The organism is Variovorax ginsengisoli, assembly GCF_030811835.1.
GTDB classification, from domain to species: domain Bacteria; phylum Pseudomonadota; class Gammaproteobacteria; order Burkholderiales; family Burkholderiaceae_C; genus Variovorax; species Variovorax ginsengisoli_C.
This window is the reverse complement of record NZ_JAUSRO010000012.1, coordinates 36230-54256: the sequence shown is the minus strand read 5'-3', so window position 1 is coordinate 54256 and position 18027 is coordinate 36230. Positions and strand designations below refer to the sequence as shown.

Genomic DNA, 18027 nt, shown 5'->3' with positions numbered 1-18027 from the left:
GCTCCAGCTTCCTTTGCGTTCGGAAATCCGCTCCCGTATTCAATAACTTATCAAGAGACGATCGACCATGTCCACACTGCCCCCTGTACTCGCCAACCTGCCACTGCCCATCATCGGCTCGCCACTGTTCATCATCAGCAACCCCAAGCTGGTGATCGCACAGTGCAAGGCCGGCGTGGTCGGCTCGATGCCGGCACTCAACGCGCGTCCGGCCGCGCAGCTGGAAGAGTGGCTCATCGAAATCACCGAAGAACTCGCTGCCTACAACAAGGCGAACCCGGACAAGCCGGCGGCGCCTTTCGCCATCAACCAGATCGTGCACAAGAGCAACGACCGGCTCGAGCATGACATGGCCATGGTCGTGAAGTACAAGGTGCCGATCGTCATCACCTCGCTGGGCGCGCGCACCGACGTCAATGACGCGGTGCACAGCTACGGCGGTGTGACACTGCACGACGTCATCAACAACGCCTTCGCAAAGAAGGCGATCGAAAAGGGCGCCGACGGCCTGATCGCCGTGGCAGCCGGTGCGGGTGGGCATGCAGGCGTGAAGAGCCCGTTCGCGTTGATCCAGGAGATCCGCCAGTGGTTCGACGGCCCGGTGGCGCTGTCGGGGTCGATCGCCTCGGGCGGTGCCGTGCTGGCAGCGCAGGCCATGGGGGCCGACTTCGCCTACATCGGGACGGCCTTCATCGCCACCGAAGAGGCACGCGCCAGCGACGATTACAAGCAGGCGATCGTCGACGGAAGTTCAGACGACATCGTGTATTCCAACCTGTTCACCGGCGTGCACGGCAACTATCTGGCGCCCAGCATCGTGGCAGCGGGCATGGACCCGGCGAACCTGCCCGAGGGTGACCTCAAGACCATGAACTTCGCCAGCGGCGACGGCAGCAAGGCCAAGGCGTGGAAGGACATCTGGGGCTCGGGCCAGGGCATTGGCGCCATCACGGAAGTCACGTCAACGGCGGTGTTCGTGGAAAAGCTCAAGCGCGAATACCAGGCTGCGCGCCAACGACTGGCGCTGTGAGGCGACCGGGGGGATACCCCGGCGAGCGAAGAAAAAAAGGGCCTGGACAGGCCCTTTTTTCATGGGCGGTTCCGTTTGGAATTCGGGCAGGTGAGGCCAGTGCCTGCACCCGGCCAGAGGGCCTGTGGGCGAAATCCTACAGGCCTTGTCCCGACGGCGATAGGCGTCTATGATTGACGAAATTTCAGTAAATACTGAAATTTCGGTAAAACAAAGTGATACATCGTCCTGCGACTGCTGCTACTTCCGAGCCGACGCTCTCCGCGGGCTTGCGCACGCTCCGGCACCCCGGGGCGGGGAGCCTGGTACAGGGCGCCGCCGCGTTGTGCTGGCTGCCGCAGGCCGCCCTGCTGGCGTGGTCCGTGCAGCGGCTGGGCGGTGGCGAAGGCGTCCAGGCGGTCTGGTGGCCGGCGCTCGGCATCCTGCTGCTCGGTTTGTTGCGCGCGGGTGCCGAGGCCTGGGGCAGTCGCCGGGTGTTCGTGCAGGCGCGTGCGCAGTTGTCGGTCGTGCGCGCCCAGGTGGTGGCCGCGCTGGCCGCACGCTCGCCGCTGGACCGCAGCCGTGCCGCATCGGGCCAGGCGGCGAGTGTGGTCGCCGAACAGGCCGAAGCGGTGCTGCCTTACCTGGTGCGGTACAGCCCGGCGCGTTGGCGTGCTGTGATCGTGCCGCTGGTCATCCTGCCGGTAGTGGGTTGGTTCTCGTGGATCGCCGCGTTGGTGCTGCTGGTTGCTGCGCCGCTGATTCCGCTCTTCATGGCCATCGTCGGTTGGCGCGCCAAGGCGGCGAGCGAAGCACAACGGGTCGAGATGGGCGGCATGAACGCGTTCCTGCTCGATCGGCTGCGGGGTCTGGCCACCTTGCGCGCGCTCGACGCGGTCGACGCCACAGCGCGGCGCCTGGGCGAATCGGCACAGTCCCTGCGCCAGCGCACGATGGCGGTGCTGCGCATTGCCTTCCTGTCCTCGGCCGTGCTGGAACTGTTCTCCGCGCTGGGTGTGGCCATGGTGGCGGCCTATATCGGTTTCCATTTGCTGGGCATGATCGGTTTCGGCACCTGGGGGCGTTCGCTCACGCTGGGCGAAGGGCTGTTCGTGCTGCTGCTGGCACCGGCCTTTTTCGAGCCACTGCGCGACCTCTCGAGCGTCTGGCACGACCGCGCGGCCGGTGAGGCGGCGCTGGACGAACTCGACCGGCTGGGCTGCGGCGGCGTGGCGCTGCCGGGCGCGGCGTTGTCCGCCGCCGTGCCGCCGACAGAGGGCCGGCACGTCACCAGCGGCCCGTCCGTCGTGCTGCGGGGCCTGTGCTTCACCCACGTTGGCGAGGCACCCCTGTTCCAGGACTTCGACCTGCAGATTGCGCCCGGCGAGCATGTGGCGCTGCTGGGACCGAGCGGCGCGGGCAAGACTGCGCTGCTGAGCCTGATCGCCGGCCTGGTGCCGGCAGATGCAGGCAGCGTGGAGATCGACGGCGTTGCACTGAACGGCGACACCGCCACAGCGCTGCGTCAACGCATGGGCTGGATGGGCCAGCAGCCGCACGTGTTCGCAGGCTCTGCACGGGCCAACGTGGCGCTCGGCCGTGCGGGCGTCACGGCCGCGCAGGCCGATGCCGCCATGCAGTGTGCGGCGCTGGGCCATGTGACGCAGGCCCGCCCGGACGCGGCGCTGGGCGAGGGCGGCACCGGCCTGTCGGGCGGCGAGGCCGTGCGCCTGGCGTTGGCCCGCGTGTACGTTCGCACCGATGCCGATCTGCTGCTGGTCGACGAGCCGACGGCTCACCTCGACACCGCCACGGCGCTGCGCGTTGCCGACGCGCTGGTGGCACTGGGCCATGGCCGGACGCTGATCGTCGCCACGCACGACCCGGTGCTGGCGGCGCGCATGGGGCGCGTGGTCCGGCTCGAGCCGGCAGGCAATGCTGCACCCGTCGCCGTGAGGGAGGCTGCATGAAGCGCCGCAACGACCTTGCCGCGGTGCTGTGGCTCTTCGTCGCGGCGCAGCCCGGCCGGCTGGCGCTCGGCGCGGCCATGGCGGCCTTGACGGTGCTCATGGGCATGGCGCTGCTCGGGCTGTCGGGCTGGTTCATCACGGCCACTGCCCTCGCAGGCCTGCAGGCCGCCACCGCCATCGGTTTCGATGTGTTCATGCCCTCGGCAGGCATACGCCTGCTCGCGCTGGGGCGCACTGGCTCGCGCTATGCCGAGCGCCTGGTGACGCACGACGCCACCTTCGCTGCGCTGGCACCTTTGCGTGAGCGCCTGTTCCGTGGCTGGGCGCAGCCCGAGGCCGCGCGCGAGCTTCTGGCGCGGCCCGCGCGCCTGCTGTTTCGCCTGACCGCCGACATCGACGCACTGGAGACCTTCTACCTGCGGCTGTGGGTGCCCGCAGTTTCGGCAATGGGTGCGGCACTGCTGGCGGGCGTCGTGCTCGGCTTCATGAGCGTGGGAATGGGCGTGGCGCTGGCGCTGTGGCTGATCGCGTCCGGCTGGGGCATCGCGCTGGTGGTCGCGCGGCGGGCACGACCGGTGTCGGTGCAGCGCGGATTGGCCGTCGAGGCGCTGCGCGCGCGCACGGTCGACCTGGTATCGGGCCAGACCGATCTGGTGATGGCCGGACGGCTGGCGGCGCAATGCGAGGCGATTGCCGTGGCCGACCGTCACCTGGCCCGCGCCGACCTGCGTCTCCATCGCCTGGAAACGCGGGCGGGCATGGCCTATGGCATCGCCAGCACGCTGACATTGGTCGGGGTGCTGATCGGCGTCGGCATGCTGATGGGTGAGGGCCGCGTCGGCGCCCCGGCGGCCACGCTCGCCCTGCTCGTGGCGCTGACGGCGGTCGAGCCCTTCGCCGCGCTGCGCCGGGGAGCGCTCGACGCCGGACGCAGCTGGCTGGCCGCCCGCCGGCTCGGCCCCCGCATGGCGACGGTACCGACGGCGCCCATGCCGCCGCGTGCGGCCAACGACGACGAGGTGCTGCGCCTGCGCGACGTGAGCGCGGCGCATGCGGGCAGCCGCGTCGATGTGCTGCATGGCGTGTCGCTCACGCTGCAGGCCGGCGAGCGCGTGGCGCTGATCGGGCCGAGCGGTGCGGGCAAGTCGACGTTGCTGGCGGTGTTGGCTGGCGAGATCACGCCGCGCGCCGGTCGTGTGCAGGTGCCGCCGCTCAGCCTGTTCACCCAACGCACCGAACTGTTCCAGGATAGCCTGCGCGACAACCTTCGCCTGGCCGCACCCGACGCCGACGATGCGCGGCTGTGGATCGCGCTCGATGCTGCCGGTCTGGCGGGCGATGTGCGCGCGATGGCGCGCGGGCTCGACACACCGCTGGGCGAGGGCGGTCTGGGCCTGTCGGGCGGGCAGTCGCGGCGGCTCGCGCTCGCCCGCCTGCTGCTGCGCCCACCCCGTGTCTGGGTGCTGGACGAGCCCACCGAGGCGCTCGACGCCACCGTCGCCCATGACGTGCTGGAACGCCTGGCCGCCCAGGCCGCCGGACGCAGCGTGCTCATCGCCACCCATTTGCGCCGCGAGGCTGCTTTGGCCGACCGGCTGGTCTGCCTGGAGGCCGGCCGCATCGTCGCCGAGCTGTCGCGCGGCACCCCCGAATTCGACGCGGCGCTCGATGCGCTGCGACCCGACTGAATTGCCACGATCCGAAGAGAAACGAAAGGACTTTCCATGGACCTCGATATCGTCGCGCTGTCCCGATTGCAGTTTGCACTCACAGCGCTTTACCACTTTCTTTTTGTACCGCTGACGATCGGGCTGGCCGTGATCCTCGCGATCATGGAGACGGTCTACGTGATGACCGGCCGCACCGTCTGGCGCGACATGACCAAGTTCTGGGGCGTGCTCTTCGGCATCAACTTCGCGATGGGCGTGGCCACCGGCATCGTCATGGAGTTCCAGTTCGGCATGAACTGGAGCTACTACAGCCATTACGTCGGCGACATCTTCGGCGCGCCGCTGGCCATCGAAGGGCTGATGGCCTTCTTCCTCGAAGCCACCTTCGTCGGCCTGTTCTTCTTCGGCTGGGACAAGCTCAGCAAGGTCGGCCACCTGATGACGACCTGGGCGGTGGCCATCGGCTCGAACCTGTCGGCGCTGTGGATCCTGATCGCCAACGGCTGGATGCAGAACCCGGTCGGCTCGGCTTTCAATCCGCAGACCATGCGCATGGAGGTGACCGACTTCTTCGCCGTGCTGACCAATCCGGTGGCGCAGGCCAAGTTCGTGCACACGGTGTCGGCGGGCTACACCGTCGCGGCGATTTTCGTGCTGGGCGTGTCGGCGTACTACGTGTTGCGCGGCCGGCACCTGCAGCTCGCCAAGCGCTCGATGACCGTCGCTGCGGCATTCGGCCTGGCGGCCTCGCTGTCGGTGGTGGTGCTGGGCGATGAGAGCGGCTACCTGTCGACCGAGCATCAGAAGATGAAGCTCGCGTCGATCGAAGCCATGTGGAAGACCGAGCCGGCGCCCGCGGCCTTCACCGTCTTCGGTTTCCCCGATCAGGAAGCACGCGAGACGCATTTCGCGGTGCACATTCCGGCCGTGATGGGTCTGATCGGCACGCGCTCGCTCGACACCGAGATCCCGGGCATCGAGGATCTGGTGAAGCTGGCCGAACACCGCATTCGGGATGGCATCCGCGCCTACGACGCACTGCAGACGATCCGTGCCGCTGGCAGTGATGCCGCGGTGCCGGTGTCCGCGCGCGCCGCCTTCGAGGCCGACGGCGCGTCGCTGGGCTACGCGCTGCTGCTCAAGCGCTATGTGGACGATCCGCGGCAGGCCACGGCCGAGCAGATCAGCAAGGCCGCCTGGGACACCGTGCCCGCCGTAGCGCCGCTGTACTGGTCGTTCCGCATCATGGTTGCGCTGGGCATGTTCTTCATCGTGCTGACCGCCACCTTCTTCGTGCTGTCGGTGCGCCGCCGGCTCGATGCGCACCGCTGGCTGCTCAAGGTGGCCGTGTTTGCGATCCCGCTGCCCTGGATCGCTGCGGAGTGCGGCTGGATCGTGGCCGAGGTCGGCCGCCAGCCCTGGGTGATCGAGGGCGTGCTGCCTACCGCAGTGGCTGTCTCCAGCCTGGGCGCAGCCACGCTGCTCATCACCATCGCGGGCTTCGCGCTCATCTACACCGTGCTGCTCGTCATCGAGATGAAGCTCATGCTCAAGGCGATCCGCAAGGGCCCTGCCGACCATCCGGTCCCGCCGCCCGCGGTGTACCGCGCCGAAGCTGCACCCGAGCTGCGCGCCGTAGGAAATACGCCGCTGACCGCCGCCGACTGACCAGGAGCACCCCATGATCCTTCACGACCTCATCAATTACGAAATCCTGCGCCTGATCTGGTGGCTGCTGCTCGGCGTGCTGCTGATCGGCTTCGCCGTGACCGACGGCTTCGACCTCGGCACCGGCATCCTGCTGCCCTTCGCGGGGCGCAACGACATCGAGCGCCGCGTCATCATCAACAGCGTCGGCCCGGTGTGGGAGGGCAACCAGGTCTGGCTCATTCTGGGCGGCGGGGCGATCTTCGCGGCCTGGCCGCAGCTCTACGCCGTGTCTTTTTCGGGCTTCTACCTGGCGATGTTCGCGATCCTGGTGGCACTCATCCTGCGGCCGGTCGCCTTCAAGTTCCGCAGCAAGCGGGAAGACCCGAGCTGGCGTGCGCGCTGGGACGCCGTGCTCTTCATCAGCGGCTTCGTGCCCGCCCTGATCTTCGGCGTGGCCATCGGCAACGTGCTGCGCGGCGTGCCCTTCCGCCTGTCGCCTGACATGCACATCTTCTATGACGGCACCTTCTTCGGCCTGCTGAACCCGTTCGCTGTGCTCTGCGGCCTGGTGTCGGTGGCCATGCTCGTGATGCACGGCGCCGCCTGGCTGCAGCTCAAGACGCAAGGTCCGGTGGCCGATCGCGCACGTCGCTTCGGCAGCGTGGCGGCGATTGCCACGGTGGTGCTCTACGCGCTGGCGGGGTATGCGATGTGGCGCTGGATCGATGGCTACCAGGTCACCAGCGTGCAGCCGGTCGATGGTCCGTCCAACCCACTGCTCAAGACCGCCGTGGTACAGCAGGGCGCGTGGTTCGCCAACTATGCGGCGCGGCCGTGGCTGTGGGCCGCTCCGGCGCTGGGCTTCGTCGGCGCGCTGATCGCGCTGGCGGGGTTGCAACTGCGTCGCGAGGTGCTGACGATCCTGGCCAGCGCGCTGTCGATCGCCGGCATCATCCTGAGCGTGGGCGCCTCGATGTTTCCGTTCATCCTGCCGTCGTCCATCGACCCGCGCGCCAGCCTGACGGTGTGGGATTCGTCGTCGAGCGATCTCACGCTGTTCATCATGCTGGTGGTGACCGTCGTCTTCATCCCGCTCATCGTGGCCTACACGAGCTGGGTCTACCACGTGCTGTGGGGCAAGGTCGACGCGGATGCCATCCGCGACGAACGCGGCCACGCCTACTGAAACGTTCAAAGAAACAAGGAATCGATCATGTGGTACTTCGCCTGGATCCTGGGGCTGCCGCTGGCAGCGACCTTCGCCGTGCTCAACGCGATGTGGTACGAGCTGATGGAAGACGACGCCATTCGGCACGACAAGATGGACAAGCCCTGAAACCGCGGGGCTTAAAATAGAGTGGCCCCAGGCACCCCGCCGGGGTGACCTTCTCACGCGGCGTGCGCGGGCGGACCGCTTCGATGAACCACTCTCAGCCTCCTGGTCCCCAGCCACCCGCAGCAGCAGCGGCCGTCGATGATGAGGGCGGCGCGCCGCCGTCACGCGGCGCGGTCACCGAGGTCCTTCTCGCGTTCTTCAAGCTCGGGCTGACCTCCTTTGGCGGACCGGTCGCGCACCTGGGTTACTTTCGCGCGGAGTTTGTGGAACGCCGCCGGTGGCTCGACGACAAGAGCTATTCCGATCTGGTTGCGTTGTGCCAGTTCCTGCCCGGCCCGGCCAGCAGTCAGGTCGGCATCGCCCTGGGGTTCGGCCGCGCGGGGTGGCTCGGCGCACTGGCGGCCTGGCTGGGCTTCACACTGCCTTCGGCGATCGCGCTCATTTTCTTTGCGGCCGGGGTGAACCAGTGGGCCATGCTCTCGCGATCGGGGGCTGTCCATGGCCTGAAAGTGGCCGCAGTCGCCGTGGTCGCGCAAGCGGTATGGGGCATGGCGAAGTCGCTCTGCACCGACCGCCTGCGCGCCGGTGTCGCCATTGGCGCAGCGCTGTTCGTGCTGGCGGTGCCTTCCGCTGCGGGGCAGATCGCGGCCATCGTGGTGGGCGGCGTCATCGGCCGCTGGCGCATCGAAACCGGACACTTTGCGCCGACGCGGCACCGTGACTATGGCATCAGCAAGACGACCGGTGCCGTGCTGCTGGGCCTGGCTGGTGCGCTCCTGGTACTGCTGCCTGTGCTGGCGACCTTGGTCCAGTCCCCGGCGCTGTCGGTCGCCACCATGTTCTATCGGGCCGGCGCCCTGGTGTTCGGCGGTGGGCATGTCGTGCTGGCGCTGTTGCAGGCCGGCGTCGTGCCAACCGGACTCGTCTCCAATGATGTTTTTCTCGCGGGATACGGGGCGGCGCAGGCTGTCCCGGGTCCCTTGTTCACTTTCGCTGCTTACCTGGGTGCCGTCATGCCACCCCCTTGGGGCGGTTGGGGCGGCGGCATGGCGTTGCTGTTGGCCATCTTCGTGCCAGCCTTCCTGCTCGTGCTGGGCGCCTTGCCATTCTGGGAGTCACTGCGCCAGCGCCATGGCGTTCAGCGCGCCATGGCTGGTATCAATGCAGCCGTGGTCGGCGTCCTGGTTGCGGCGCTGTACGACCCGGTCTGGACGAGTGCCATTCGCTCACGCGCCGATTTCGCGCTTGCATTGGCGGCGTTCGGACTGCTGGTTTATGCGCGACTGTCGCCGGTGCTTGTCGTGGTACTGGCTGCAGGGGCAGGATGGGTGTTCGCCCTTTAGGCGCTGGACCGCTGGCAGAGGCCCGGTCGTGGCATCACGCTCGCCTGGTCAGTCCGCCGTGTTCTTTTCCTTGCTCCGGCCGATCAATCGATCCTTGACACTCAGCACCTTCGTTACCGTCGCGCCCATGCCCATCAATTGCATCGCAGTCTCGGGCGACAGGCGTTGCACATCGTCGAACCACTTCATTAGCCGGTCGATGAGCTCGTACATCTCACGCATGCGCTCCTGCGCGTGACGCTCTTCTTCGGAGCCCGCTTTCTCCAGCAGCGCCATGCGCAGCATCGAGAGCGTGGGTTCGATCTCTCGGCGGCGGCGTTCCTCTGCCAATACGCGAAAAATCTCCCACACGTCGGCGGGCGCCTCGAAATACTCGCGCCGGTCGCCGGGCTGGTGACGCAGCTGCACCAGGCGCCAGCTCTGCAGTTCCTTCAACCCCATGCTGACGTTGGAGCGGGAAAAGGAAAGCATCTCCGAAATCTCGTCGGCATGCAGTGCACGCTGCGAGATGAAGATCAGCGCGTAGATCTGGCCGACCGTTCGGTTGATGCCCCACTTGCTTCCCATCTCGCCGAAGTGGGCAACAAACTGGCGATTGAGGGGCGGCAGGTTCGATGTATGGGGCATGCCGCAATTGTTGCGCGAACATGCTGTACTTTCACGAAGTCATGAAAATACCCCGACTCGCATCAAGCCCACGGCGTGGGTGGGGGTATGGCGCACACCGGTTCCACGTCGATGCTTTTGAAGTCGGCGGGCCCGACGATTTCCAGGTATTCCATGTCCGGCGAATAGTCGAAGAGATAGTGGCGGATGCCCGGGCGCTGGTGCACCACGTCGCCGGCCTCGACCAAGGTTTCCTTGTCTTCATACATGAAGCGGGCCCAGCCCTTGGTCATGATGACGATCTGGAAGTCCGCCTCGTGACGGTGCCAGCCGGTGCCCGTTTCGGGTGCCATGTTCGCCTTGACCAGGTGCGCGATGACCTTGCCGTGGGTGGCTTGGGCGATGCCGAGGTCCCGGTAGAGGAAGAAATCGCGCAGGCCGCCTGACACGAATTCGGTGTCGCCGGGCTTGACGTGGGAGAACGTTGTCGCAGTGCGGTCCAGCATGTGCATTCCTTCGGAGGAGGGTGGAGATGCGGCGCTGCAACATGCATAAACCGTTCCCGGCCGAAGCCGGCGGTGCCGCGCCTGGTTTGCCTTGCGCATCGGGCGCGCGTGGTTGCGGGGATAATCTGCGCCCATGAGCGGCAACACCTTTGGCACCCTTTTCGCAGTCACCAACTTCGGTGAATCCCATGGCCCGGCGATCGGTTGCGTCATCGACGGCTGCCCGCCCGGCCTGTCGTTGAGCGAAGCGGACATTCAGGGTGACCTGGACCGCCGCCGTCCCGGCACCAGTCGTCACGTGACGCAGCGCAACGAGCCGGACACCGTGAAGATCCTCTCGGGCGTGTACGAAGGCAAGACCACCGGCACGCCGATTGCGCTTCTCATCGAAAACACCGACCAGCGCAGCAAGGACTATGGCCAGATCGCCCAGCAGTTTCGCCCCGGCCATGCGGATTTCACCTACTGGAACAAGTACGGCATTCGCGATCCGCGCGGTGGTGGGCGATCGTCGGCACGCTTGACGGCCCCCATGGTTGCCGCCGGCGCCGTGGCCAAGAAATGGCTGGCCGAACGGCACGGCATGGTGTTTCGCGGCTGCATGGCCCAGATCGGCGACATCGCCATTCCCTTCGAGAGCTGGGACCATGTGCCGAACAACCCGTTCTTCGCGCCCGTGGCCGACGTGGCGGCGCTGGAGGCCTACATGGACGCGCTGCGCAAGGCCGGCGACTCCTGCGGTGCGCGCATCCGCGTGACCGCCACCGGCGTTCCCGTGGGACTGGGCGAGCCGCTGTTCGACAAGCTCGATGCCGACATCGCCTTTGCGATGATGGGCATCAATGCGGTGAAAGCGGTGGAAATCGGCGCGGGCTGGAACAGCGTGACCCAGCGCGGCACCACGCATGGCGATTCGATCACGCCCACCGGCTTTCTCAGCAACAACGCGGGCGGCATCCTGGGCGGCATCAGCACCGGCCAGGACCTGGAGGTCACCATCGCCATCAAGCCAACCAGCTCGATCATCAGTCCGCGCCAGTCGATCGACGTGAACAACCAGCCGGTCGAGGTGGTGACCAAGGGTCGCCATGACCCTTGCGTGGGCATTCGCGCCACGCCCATTGCCGAGGCCATGCTGGCGCTGGTGGTCATGGAGCATGCGTTGCGCCACCGCGCGCAGTGTGGCGACGTGCAAGCCGCATCGGCACGGTCCCGCGACGATGCGGGTGCCGCAGCGGCTGTGCCGCAGGCGTCCTTTCTCTAGAGGGGCGTGGCGCTGCATGCGCCCGTGTTCCAGGCTGCCACGCCGCCGTGAGCCCCGTCCATTGTTGCCCTAACGGATTTCGAGATGTTTGCCTTGCCCCCCGCCACCCAGGCGTTGATCCTCACGAACGTGATCGTGTTCCTCATGCAGTCGCTCGGGGCGGGCGACGGGTTGGCCTCGTTTGCGCTCTGGCCGATCGGCTCCGGCGCGTTCGAACCGTGGCAGGTCGTGAGCTACGCCTTCCTGCATGGCGGCCTGTCGCATCTCGTGTTCAACATGTTCGGCCTCTACATGTTCGGTGGCGAACTCGAGCGTGTGTGGGGTCCCAGGCGTTTCCTGATCTTCTACTTCGTGAGCGTGCTCGGTGCAGCCGCCGCCCAGCTGGGCGTGGCCGCATGGTCCGGCGGCATGTACCCGACGGTGGGCGCTTCGGGCGGCCTGTTCGGGCTTCTGGTGGGGTTTGCGATGCTGTTTCCGCACCGCAAGATCGTGCCGCTCATTCCCCCCATCCCGATGCCGGCGTGGGTGTTCGTCACCCTCTACGGGCTGATCGAACTCGGCCTGGGCGTGACTGGCAGCATGAGCGGCGTGGCGCACTTCGCGCACCTGGGCGGGTTGGCCGGCGGCTGGCTCACGATCCGTTACTGGCGTGGCCAGCCACCATTCGGCCGCAGGCGCTGAATCCGCTCAGACCAGCTCCGCGCGGCGAGGCATGTCGGCGCCCCGGCGTGAGCAGGTGATGGAGGCCGCGCGCGCTGCAAAGCGCAGCAGCGCAGCGACCTCGGCCAGGCCCAGCGCGTCGATGGCTGGTGGCGTGAGCGCCTCGTGCTCGGCCAGCCAGGTCAGCAACGCGGCCTGGAAGGTGTCGCCCGCACCCACCGTGTCGACCACGTCCACCAGCAGCGCGGGTGCGCTGGCATGGCCGGCCGCATTCCATGCCTCGCAACCGGTCGCGCCGCGCGTGACCACGACCAGCTTCACACCGAGCGCCAGCCAGCGTTGCGCGACGTGGGCGGGCGACTCGTCAGGGTAGAGAAGCCCCAGGTCCTCGTCGCTCACCTTGACGATGTGCGACAAGCCGACCATCTCGTCGACCACCGGGAGCCAGCGCCCGACGTCGGGTTCGACGTTCAGCCGCACGTTCGGGTCGTAGGCGATCAGGCGCTGCGTGCGTTCGCGCGCAGCGAGCGCGCGCAGCGCGGTGCCCACCGGCTCCACCACCAGGGCGTAGGAGCCGAACTGCAGCACCCGCGTTTCGGCGGGCAGCGCGGGCAGGGTGCCGAGGGTGAGCTGCCGGTCGGCTGCACCATGCCCATGGAAGGCATAGCTTGGCACGCCGGTGGGCCCCACGCTCACCACGCTCAACGTGGTCGGCGCCGCGTGGCGCAGCACCAGCGCCGTGCCGACGTTCTCGTCGCGCAGCGACTGCACCAGCCGCTCGCCGGGCACGTCGTTCGACAGCCCTGTGAGCAACTGCGCGTTGCCGCCCAGGCGCGCCAGGCCGACCGCCACATTGAACGGCGAACCGCCCACGCGTGCATCGAGCAGCAGTCCGGTGGGGGTGCTGTCACGCACATACACGTCCATCAAGGCTTCACCGCAGACGACAAACATCTTTTGCTCCAGGCGAGTGGTCGTCCGCTCAGCGCGGTGCCGACCAGCCCTTGTAGTCCTTGACGTTGGCGCGGGTAACCAGCGTGGAGGGCAGCAGGACCATCGGTTGTGCGGGCTTCTGGCCGTTGAGGAGGCCCTGGCCGATTTCGACCGCCTTCTGCGCGATCATGAACGGGTCCTGGCTGGCCGAAGCCTGCACCTGGGTGTCCGCCTTGAGTGCGCCTTCGATGTCCGGCGCACCGTCGACCGAGGCGATCACGATGTTCTTGCGGTTGAGCTGGCGGGCGGCCAGGTCGGTGCCGATGGCCTGTGGATCGTTGATGGTGAACACCGCATCGATCTTCGGGAAGCGGGTGAGGTGGTTCTGCATCACGTTGAGGCCGCCTTCGCGCGAGCCCTTGGCGTCCTGGTCGTCCGACAGCACCTTGATGTCCGGGTTCTTCTTGAACACCGACTTGCAGCCGTTCACGCGGTCGATGACGGCCGACACCTGCGGACCGTTCTGGATGATCACGTTGCCCTTGCCGCCGAGCTTCTCGACGATGAACTGGCAGGCGATTTCGCCAGCCTGCACGTTGTTGGTCTGCACCGTCGCATCGGCACCATTGGCCGCCACGTCGACGCCCACCACGGCGATGCCGGCCTTCTTGGCCTTGTTGAGCGCGGGCTCGATCGCCTTGGCGTCAACGGCGTTGACCAGGATCAGGTCGACACCGGCGGAGATGAAGCCGTCGATCTGAGAGAACTGCTTGTTCAGGTCGTAGTCGGCCGACAGCGCAGTCACCTTGGCCGCAGGGTTGAGCTGCTTGACCTTGGCTTCGGCGCCCTTGGCGAGCGACACGAAGAAGGGGTTGCCCATCGAGCCGAGCGTGATGCCCACGTTCTTGATCTGCTTGGTCTGGGCCTGCGCCGCAGGAGCGGCGATGGCCGCCGCGATCACGGCGAGGGCGAAGAGGGATTTGCGCATGGGAAGTCTCCTGTCAGTGGTCTGTGGTTGTTGAAGCGTTGCACGAAAAAGGGCAGGCCAGTAAACACCGCGGAACCGGCTTAGCCGGGCCGTAGGTGTTGCCTCCTGCCAGGGGATGGGCGAAGCGACACGAAGTGCGCGAAGCCTGGGGGTAGGCCTATGTTCTGGCCGAGCCCTTGCGGCGATAGGCATCGAGGGCGACCGCACCGATGATCACCAGGCCCTTGACGATGTACTGCCAGATGTCCGAAACACCCATCAGGATCAGCCCGTTGGTGAGCACCGCGATGATCAGCGCGCCGATCAGCGTGCCCAGGATCGAGCCGACACCGCCGACGAAGCTGGTGCCGCCCAGGATCACCGCCGCGATGGCATCGAGTTCGTAGGATGCGCCCAGCTGCAGGCCGTTGGCCGCATAGAGCCGGGATGCCGCCATCACGCCGCCCAGGCCCGACAGCAGCCCCGACGTGGCGTAGGCGAACAGCAGCACGGCCCAGACCTTGATGCCGGCCAGTCGGGCCGCTTCGGGGTTGCCGCCCACCGCATAGATGTTCAGGCCGAGCACCGTGCGCCGCAGGATGAACCACGACAGCGCGACCACGCCGAAGGCGATGATCACCAGCCACGGCACGCCCAGCACATCGCCATTGCCGATGAACGCAAAGGGCAGGTCGGGGTTGAACACCGTCGTGTCGCTGGCCAGCAGGCGCGCGATGCCGCGCACCGCGGTCAGCGAACCCAGCGTGACGATGAAGGGCGGCAGCTTGACGAAGGCGATCAGCACGCCGTTGATCAGTCCGAACAGCAGCCCGCAGGCCAGCCCGCCCGCGATGCCCAGCATGCCGAACTCCGGCAGCTTGGACACCAGCATCGCGACCACGGCCGAGGCGGCCAGGATCGAGCCCACCGACAGGTCGATGCCCGCGGTGAGGATCACGAAGGTCATGCCTGCGGCCAGCACGATGTTGATCGATGCCTGCTGGGTCATGATCGACAGGTTCTGCAGGCTGAAGAAGTTCTCGCTGGCCAGGCTGAAGCCGATGCACAGCAGCACCAGCACGGGCAGCATGCCCAGCGTGCGGACCAGGTCGCGGGCGCTGGCGCGCGGTTGCGCGGCGGCTTCGTGGGCCATGGCGGCGGCAGCGGTGGCGGTCTTGGGTGTCATGACGTTGTCTCTCCTTGAGGGGGCGGTTCAGTGGACCGCCGGACTGAGGCTGTGGTCGGCGCGGTCACCGATGCCGATGCTGGCGCCGGTGGCGAGCGCAACGATGTTTTCCTGGGTGATGGCGTGGCCGCTCGTGCCGCCCACGTCGCCGACCAGGCGGCCTTCGCGCATCACCAGCACGCGGTCGCAGATGCCCACGATTTCGGCGAGCTCGCTGGAGATCACCAGCACGGCGACACCGCGGCGCGCCAGCTCGTCGATCAGCCGGTAGATTTCGCTCTTGGCGCCGATGTCCACGCCACGCGTGGGCTCGTCCAGGATCAGCACGCGCGGGGCGAGTTCGAGCAGCCGGGCAATGAGCACCTTCTGCTGGTTCCCGCCCGACAGCGAGCCGACGTTCACGCGCGCAGAGGCCACGCGGATCGACAGTTGCCTGATCGCATCGCGGGCACGTTGCAGCGCGCGGCTGCCGTTCATCACGCCCACGGCACTTGCGTCGCGCGGGCAGACCATCACGTTGATGTTGTCGCGCACCGACAGGTCCAGGAACAGGCCCTGGCCTTTGCGGTCTTCGGTCAGGTACAGGATGCCCGCCCGCATGGCGTCCAGCGGCTGTTCGATGTGCAGGTCGGCGCCGCTGCCGTTCAGTGAAATCGCACCGGTCGTGCGCGTGTCCGCGCCGAAGATCAGGCGTGCGAGTTCGGTGCGCCCGGCGCCCACCAGCCCGGCCAGGCCCAGCACTTCGCCGGCATGCAATTCGAAGCTGCAGTCGTGCACGCGCCGGCCGTCGCCCAGGTTGCGCACGGTCAACGCCCGCTCGCCGGTGTGGTGGCCTGCGCCTTCCTTGCGGTAGAAGCCCGACAGGTCGCGGCCCACCATCATCTTGACCAGCGCGTCGCGCGAGAGTGCCTCGCGCGTCAGCGTGCCGACGTAGCTGCCGTCGCGCAGCACGGTCACCTCGTCGGCCAGCTCGTCGATCTCGTCCATGCGGTGGCTGATGTAGAGAATCGCCAGGCCTTCGTCGCGGAGCTTGCGGATGAGCACGAAGAGGCGATCGGTCTCGTGCGTCGACAGCGGCGTGGTCGGCTCGTCCATCACCAGGATGCGGCAGTCGAATTGCACTGCACGCGCAATCTCCACCAGCTGGCGCTGCGCGATGGACAGCGTCGACACCGTGGTGGCCGGCCCGAAGTCGGCGCCCAGGCGCTGCAGCGTGGCGGCGCAGGCCGCGGCCATGCCGGCGCGGTCGACCATGCCGCCGCTGCGCAGGGCACGGCCCATGAAGATGTTCTCGGCCACGCTCAGGTTGGGCGCCAGGCTGAGTTCCTGGTAGATCACCGACACGCCCAGATTCTTGGCTGCCAGCGGTCCGTCGATGGCCACGCGCTGGCCGTCGATCAGGATCTCGGCACCCGCATCGGGCAGGTAGGCGCCCGAGAGGATCTTCATCAGCGTCGACTTGCCGGCACCGTTCTCGCCCATGAGCGCATGAATGCGGCCGGCGCGCGCCTCCAGGCGCACGTCCCGCAGTGCCTTCACGCCCGGAAAGGTCTTGGAAATGCCACGCAGTTCGAGCAGCGGCGGGGCGGTGTCAGACATGGGCGTCCTCCTGGATGAAGCGGTGCGATCGGCCACGCAGCACGTCGGCACGGGGCGAGAAATTGAAGAACATCGGCAGGCTCGCGGCGCCCACGGCGCCGGCGTCCGCGCGGAAGCTGCCGCGCAGGATGCGGGGCGTTTGGCGGGCCTCCGGTGCGATGTCGCGCAGCCCGATGTCCAGCCGCTGCATGAGTTCGGCCACCAGCCCGGCGTCGATGTCGCAGTCGATGACCACCGCCGGCACGTCGAGGACGGCGAGCGCAGCACGCACCGAGGGCACCAGCGCGTCGACGCAGTCGTCGAGCCATTCGCGCACTTCGCTGCGGTGCGCGTGCACGGCGCGCTCCAGGTCGGCGTGTCCCTGGATCTTCACGCCATGGTGGCGCAGATGCCGTGCCATCGCATTGAGTGAGGCCCGTGACAGCAGGATGTCCCAGCGCCGGTCCGACACCGGCGCTGATGCCAGGCGGCTGGGCGGCACCGGCATGAGCCCGAGGTCGGCCGCGTTGCCGGTGCTGCCGCGCAGGCTTTCCCCACCGATCACCACGCCGGCGCCCAGTGCCGCGCCGATGAAGATGTACAGAAAGTCGCTCTCCTCGCGGCCCACGCCAAAGAACAGCTCGGCAATGGCAGCGGCGTTGCCATCGTTTTCCTTGAAGACGGGCAACTGCACGTCGTGCGACAGCATGGCGCCGAAGTCCACGTCGTCCCAGATGCGGAAGTCGGCCTTGAGGTCGAGCTCGCGCAACCAGCTGCCCAGGTTGTATGGCTGCGCCAGGCCGATGCCGGTCAGACGCTTGCGCTGGCCCGCGTCGAGCATGCCGACCATGCGGGCCACGTCCTTGCGCACCAGCGCCAAGGCCTTGTCCGGGTGGGGCAGCAGGACGTCATGTGTTTCTCGCGCCAGCAGGTTGCCGCCCAGGTCGACCAGCACGGTTTCCGTCATGGTGCGGTCCAGCCGCACGCCGATGCCGTACGCGCCTTGCGAGTTGATGCGGTAGAGCCCCGCGGGCTGGCCGCGCTGGCCTTCCTGGCGGCGGCCAGCGGCTTCGATCAGGCCCGCGTCTTCGAGCGACTGCACGATGCTGCCGACGGCGGTGTTGGTCAGCTGTGCCCAACGGGCGAGGTCGGCCTTGGACGCTTCGCCTGCACGGCGCAACCGCTGCAGCAAGGTGCGCTCGTTGTAGAGCCGCAGGTTGACCGAATTGGTACCGCGACCGGGGCCGTCTGACTTCAAAGCCGCTCCTAGGCAAGGCGCCCGGGCCGAAGGAGCCTGAACGCGTCATTAATTAATTCAACTTGAATAAATTTTATGGACGCGTGTCGAT

At 67.4% G+C, this 18027-nt stretch carries 16 protein-coding genes; 9 read left to right on the top strand and 7 right to left on the bottom strand.

The features are described 5' to 3' along the window. The first annotated feature begins 67 nt into the window (after positions 1-67). The 7 genes from J2W36_RS18265 (at position 68) to chrA (ending at position 8978) form a co-directional block, all read left to right on the top strand. Positions 68-1030 carry an NAD(P)H-dependent flavin oxidoreductase gene (locus J2W36_RS18265; protein WP_307691182.1) on the top strand — a complete coding sequence of 321 codons (963 nt, stop codon included), beginning with the start codon at positions 68-70 and terminating at the stop codon, positions 1028-1030. Positions 1031-1299: 269 nt separating this feature from the next. Next, positions 1300-2979, top strand: coding sequence for a thiol reductant ABC exporter subunit CydD (gene cydD / locus J2W36_RS18260; RefSeq protein WP_307691181.1), 1680 nt, complete (start codon positions 1300-1302; stop codon positions 2977-2979). Continuing rightward, positions 2976-4667 (top strand): thiol reductant ABC exporter subunit CydC, encoded by a 1692-nt coding sequence (cydC, locus tag J2W36_RS18255; protein ID WP_307691180.1) that lies wholly within the window; start codon positions 2976-2978, stop codon positions 4665-4667. Before cydD ends, cydC begins: the two co-directional genes overlap by 4 nt. Positions 4668-4703: 36 nt before the next feature. Then, complete coding sequence (locus J2W36_RS18250; RefSeq protein WP_307691179.1) at positions 4704-6317, top strand: cytochrome ubiquinol oxidase subunit I; 1614 nt, start codon at positions 4704-4706, stop codon at positions 6315-6317. 13 nt (positions 6318-6330) lie between these two features. Next, the gene (gene cydB, locus J2W36_RS18245) at positions 6331-7485 is read left to right on the top strand and encodes a cytochrome d ubiquinol oxidase subunit II (protein ID WP_307691178.1); all 1155 of its coding nucleotides are present in this window, start codon (positions 6331-6333) and stop codon (positions 7483-7485) included. 27 nt (positions 7486-7512) lie between these two features. Continuing rightward, a complete protein-coding gene (cydX, locus tag J2W36_RS18240) occupies positions 7513-7635 on the top strand; it encodes a cytochrome bd-I oxidase subunit CydX (protein WP_307691177.1) in 123 nt (40 codons plus the stop codon). Positions 7636-7718: 83 nt separating this feature from the next. Continuing rightward, complete coding sequence (chrA, locus tag J2W36_RS18235) at positions 7719-8978, top strand: chromate efflux transporter (RefSeq protein ID WP_307691176.1); 1260 nt, start codon at positions 7719-7721, stop codon at positions 8976-8978. Between the two features lie 48 nt (positions 8979-9026). On the opposite strand, the gene J2W36_RS18230 is transcribed toward chrA, so the two are convergent. Beyond that, entirely contained in the window at positions 9027-9605 is a 579-nt protein-coding gene (locus J2W36_RS18230) for a GbsR/MarR family transcriptional regulator (protein WP_307691175.1), read from the bottom strand. Positions 9606-9667: 62 nt separating this feature from the next. Further along, positions 9668-10090, bottom strand: a complete 423-nt coding sequence (locus J2W36_RS18225; RefSeq protein ID WP_307691174.1) for a cupin domain-containing protein — start codon at positions 10088-10090, stop codon at positions 9668-9670. A 133-nt stretch (positions 10091-10223) separates the two neighbouring features. Between J2W36_RS18225 and aroC the strand changes: the two genes are divergently transcribed. Together aroC and J2W36_RS18215 are read left to right on the top strand one after the other, a co-directional pair. Further along, positions 10224-11354 carry a chorismate synthase gene (gene aroC, locus J2W36_RS18220; protein WP_307691173.1) on the top strand — a complete coding sequence of 377 codons (1131 nt, stop codon included), beginning with the start codon at positions 10224-10226 and terminating at the stop codon, positions 11352-11354. Between the two features lie 84 nt (positions 11355-11438). Beyond that, positions 11439-12035: a rhomboid family intramembrane serine protease gene (locus tag J2W36_RS18215; protein WP_307691172.1), complete on the top strand. Its 597-nt coding sequence runs from the start codon at positions 11439-11441 to the stop codon at positions 12033-12035. Between the two features lie 6 nt (positions 12036-12041). On the opposite strand, the gene J2W36_RS18210 is transcribed toward J2W36_RS18215, so the two are convergent. The 5 genes from J2W36_RS18210 to J2W36_RS18190 form a co-directional block, all read right to left on the bottom strand. After that, a complete protein-coding gene (locus J2W36_RS18210; protein ID WP_307691171.1) occupies positions 12042-12968 on the bottom strand; it encodes a carbohydrate kinase family protein in 927 nt (308 codons plus the stop codon). A gap of 28 nt (positions 12969-12996) precedes the next feature. Next, a complete protein-coding gene (locus tag J2W36_RS18205) occupies positions 12997-13935 on the bottom strand; it encodes an ABC transporter substrate-binding protein (protein ID WP_307691170.1) in 939 nt (312 codons plus the stop codon). A gap of 157 nt (positions 13936-14092) precedes the next feature. Continuing rightward, positions 14093-15100: an ABC transporter permease subunit gene (locus tag J2W36_RS18200; RefSeq protein WP_370869348.1), complete on the bottom strand. Its 1008-nt coding sequence runs from the start codon at positions 15098-15100 to the stop codon at positions 14093-14095. A 27-nt stretch (positions 15101-15127) separates the two neighbouring features. Further along, positions 15128-16699 carry a sugar ABC transporter ATP-binding protein gene (locus J2W36_RS18195; RefSeq protein ID WP_307691169.1) on the bottom strand — a complete coding sequence of 524 codons (1572 nt, stop codon included), beginning with the start codon at positions 16697-16699 and terminating at the stop codon, positions 15128-15130. Then, a complete protein-coding gene (locus J2W36_RS18190) occupies positions 16692-17936 on the bottom strand; it encodes an ROK family transcriptional regulator (RefSeq protein WP_307691168.1) in 1245 nt (414 codons plus the stop codon). The genes J2W36_RS18195 and J2W36_RS18190 overlap by 8 nt, the downstream gene beginning before the upstream one ends. Positions 17937-18027 lie beyond the last annotated feature (91 nt).

Excerpts from the sequence above, each read along its gene's own strand:
- J2W36_RS18265 (WP_307691182.1), top strand. The coding sequence starts at position 68 with ATGTCCACACTGCCCCCTGTACTCGCCAACCTGCCACTGCCCATCATC.
- cydC (WP_307691180.1), top strand. The coding sequence starts at position 2,976 with ATGAAGCGCCGCAACGACCTTGCCGCGGTGCTGTGGCTCTTCGTCGCG.
- J2W36_RS18250 (WP_307691179.1), top strand. The coding sequence starts at position 4,704 with ATGGACCTCGATATCGTCGCGCTGTCCCGATTGCAGTTTGCACTCACA.
- cydB (WP_307691178.1), top strand. The coding sequence starts at position 6,331 with ATGATCCTTCACGACCTCATCAATTACGAAATCCTGCGCCTGATCTGG.
- cydX (WP_307691177.1), top strand. The coding sequence starts at position 7,513 with ATGTGGTACTTCGCCTGGATCCTGGGGCTGCCGCTGGCAGCGACCTTC.
- chrA (WP_307691176.1), top strand. The coding sequence starts at position 7,719 with ATGAACCACTCTCAGCCTCCTGGTCCCCAGCCACCCGCAGCAGCAGCG.
- J2W36_RS18230 (WP_307691175.1), bottom strand. The coding sequence starts at position 9,605 with ATGCCCCATACATCGAACCTGCCGCCCCTCAATCGCCAGTTTGTTGCC.
- J2W36_RS18225 (WP_307691174.1), bottom strand. The coding sequence starts at position 10,090 with ATGCTGGACCGCACTGCGACAACGTTCTCCCACGTCAAGCCCGGCGAC.
- aroC (WP_307691173.1), top strand. The coding sequence starts at position 10,224 with ATGAGCGGCAACACCTTTGGCACCCTTTTCGCAGTCACCAACTTCGGT.
- J2W36_RS18215 (WP_307691172.1), top strand. The coding sequence starts at position 11,439 with ATGTTTGCCTTGCCCCCCGCCACCCAGGCGTTGATCCTCACGAACGTG.
- J2W36_RS18210 (WP_307691171.1), bottom strand. The coding sequence starts at position 12,968 with ATGTTTGTCGTCTGCGGTGAAGCCTTGATGGACGTGTATGTGCGTGAC.
- J2W36_RS18205 (WP_307691170.1), bottom strand. The coding sequence starts at position 13,935 with ATGCGCAAATCCCTCTTCGCCCTCGCCGTGATCGCGGCGGCCATCGCC.
- J2W36_RS18200 (WP_370869348.1), bottom strand. The coding sequence starts at position 15,100 with ATGACACCCAAGACCGCCACCGCTGCCGCCGCCATGGCCCACGAAGCC.
- J2W36_RS18195 (WP_307691169.1), bottom strand. The coding sequence starts at position 16,699 with ATGTCTGACACCGCCCCGCCGCTGCTCGAACTGCGTGGCATTTCCAAG.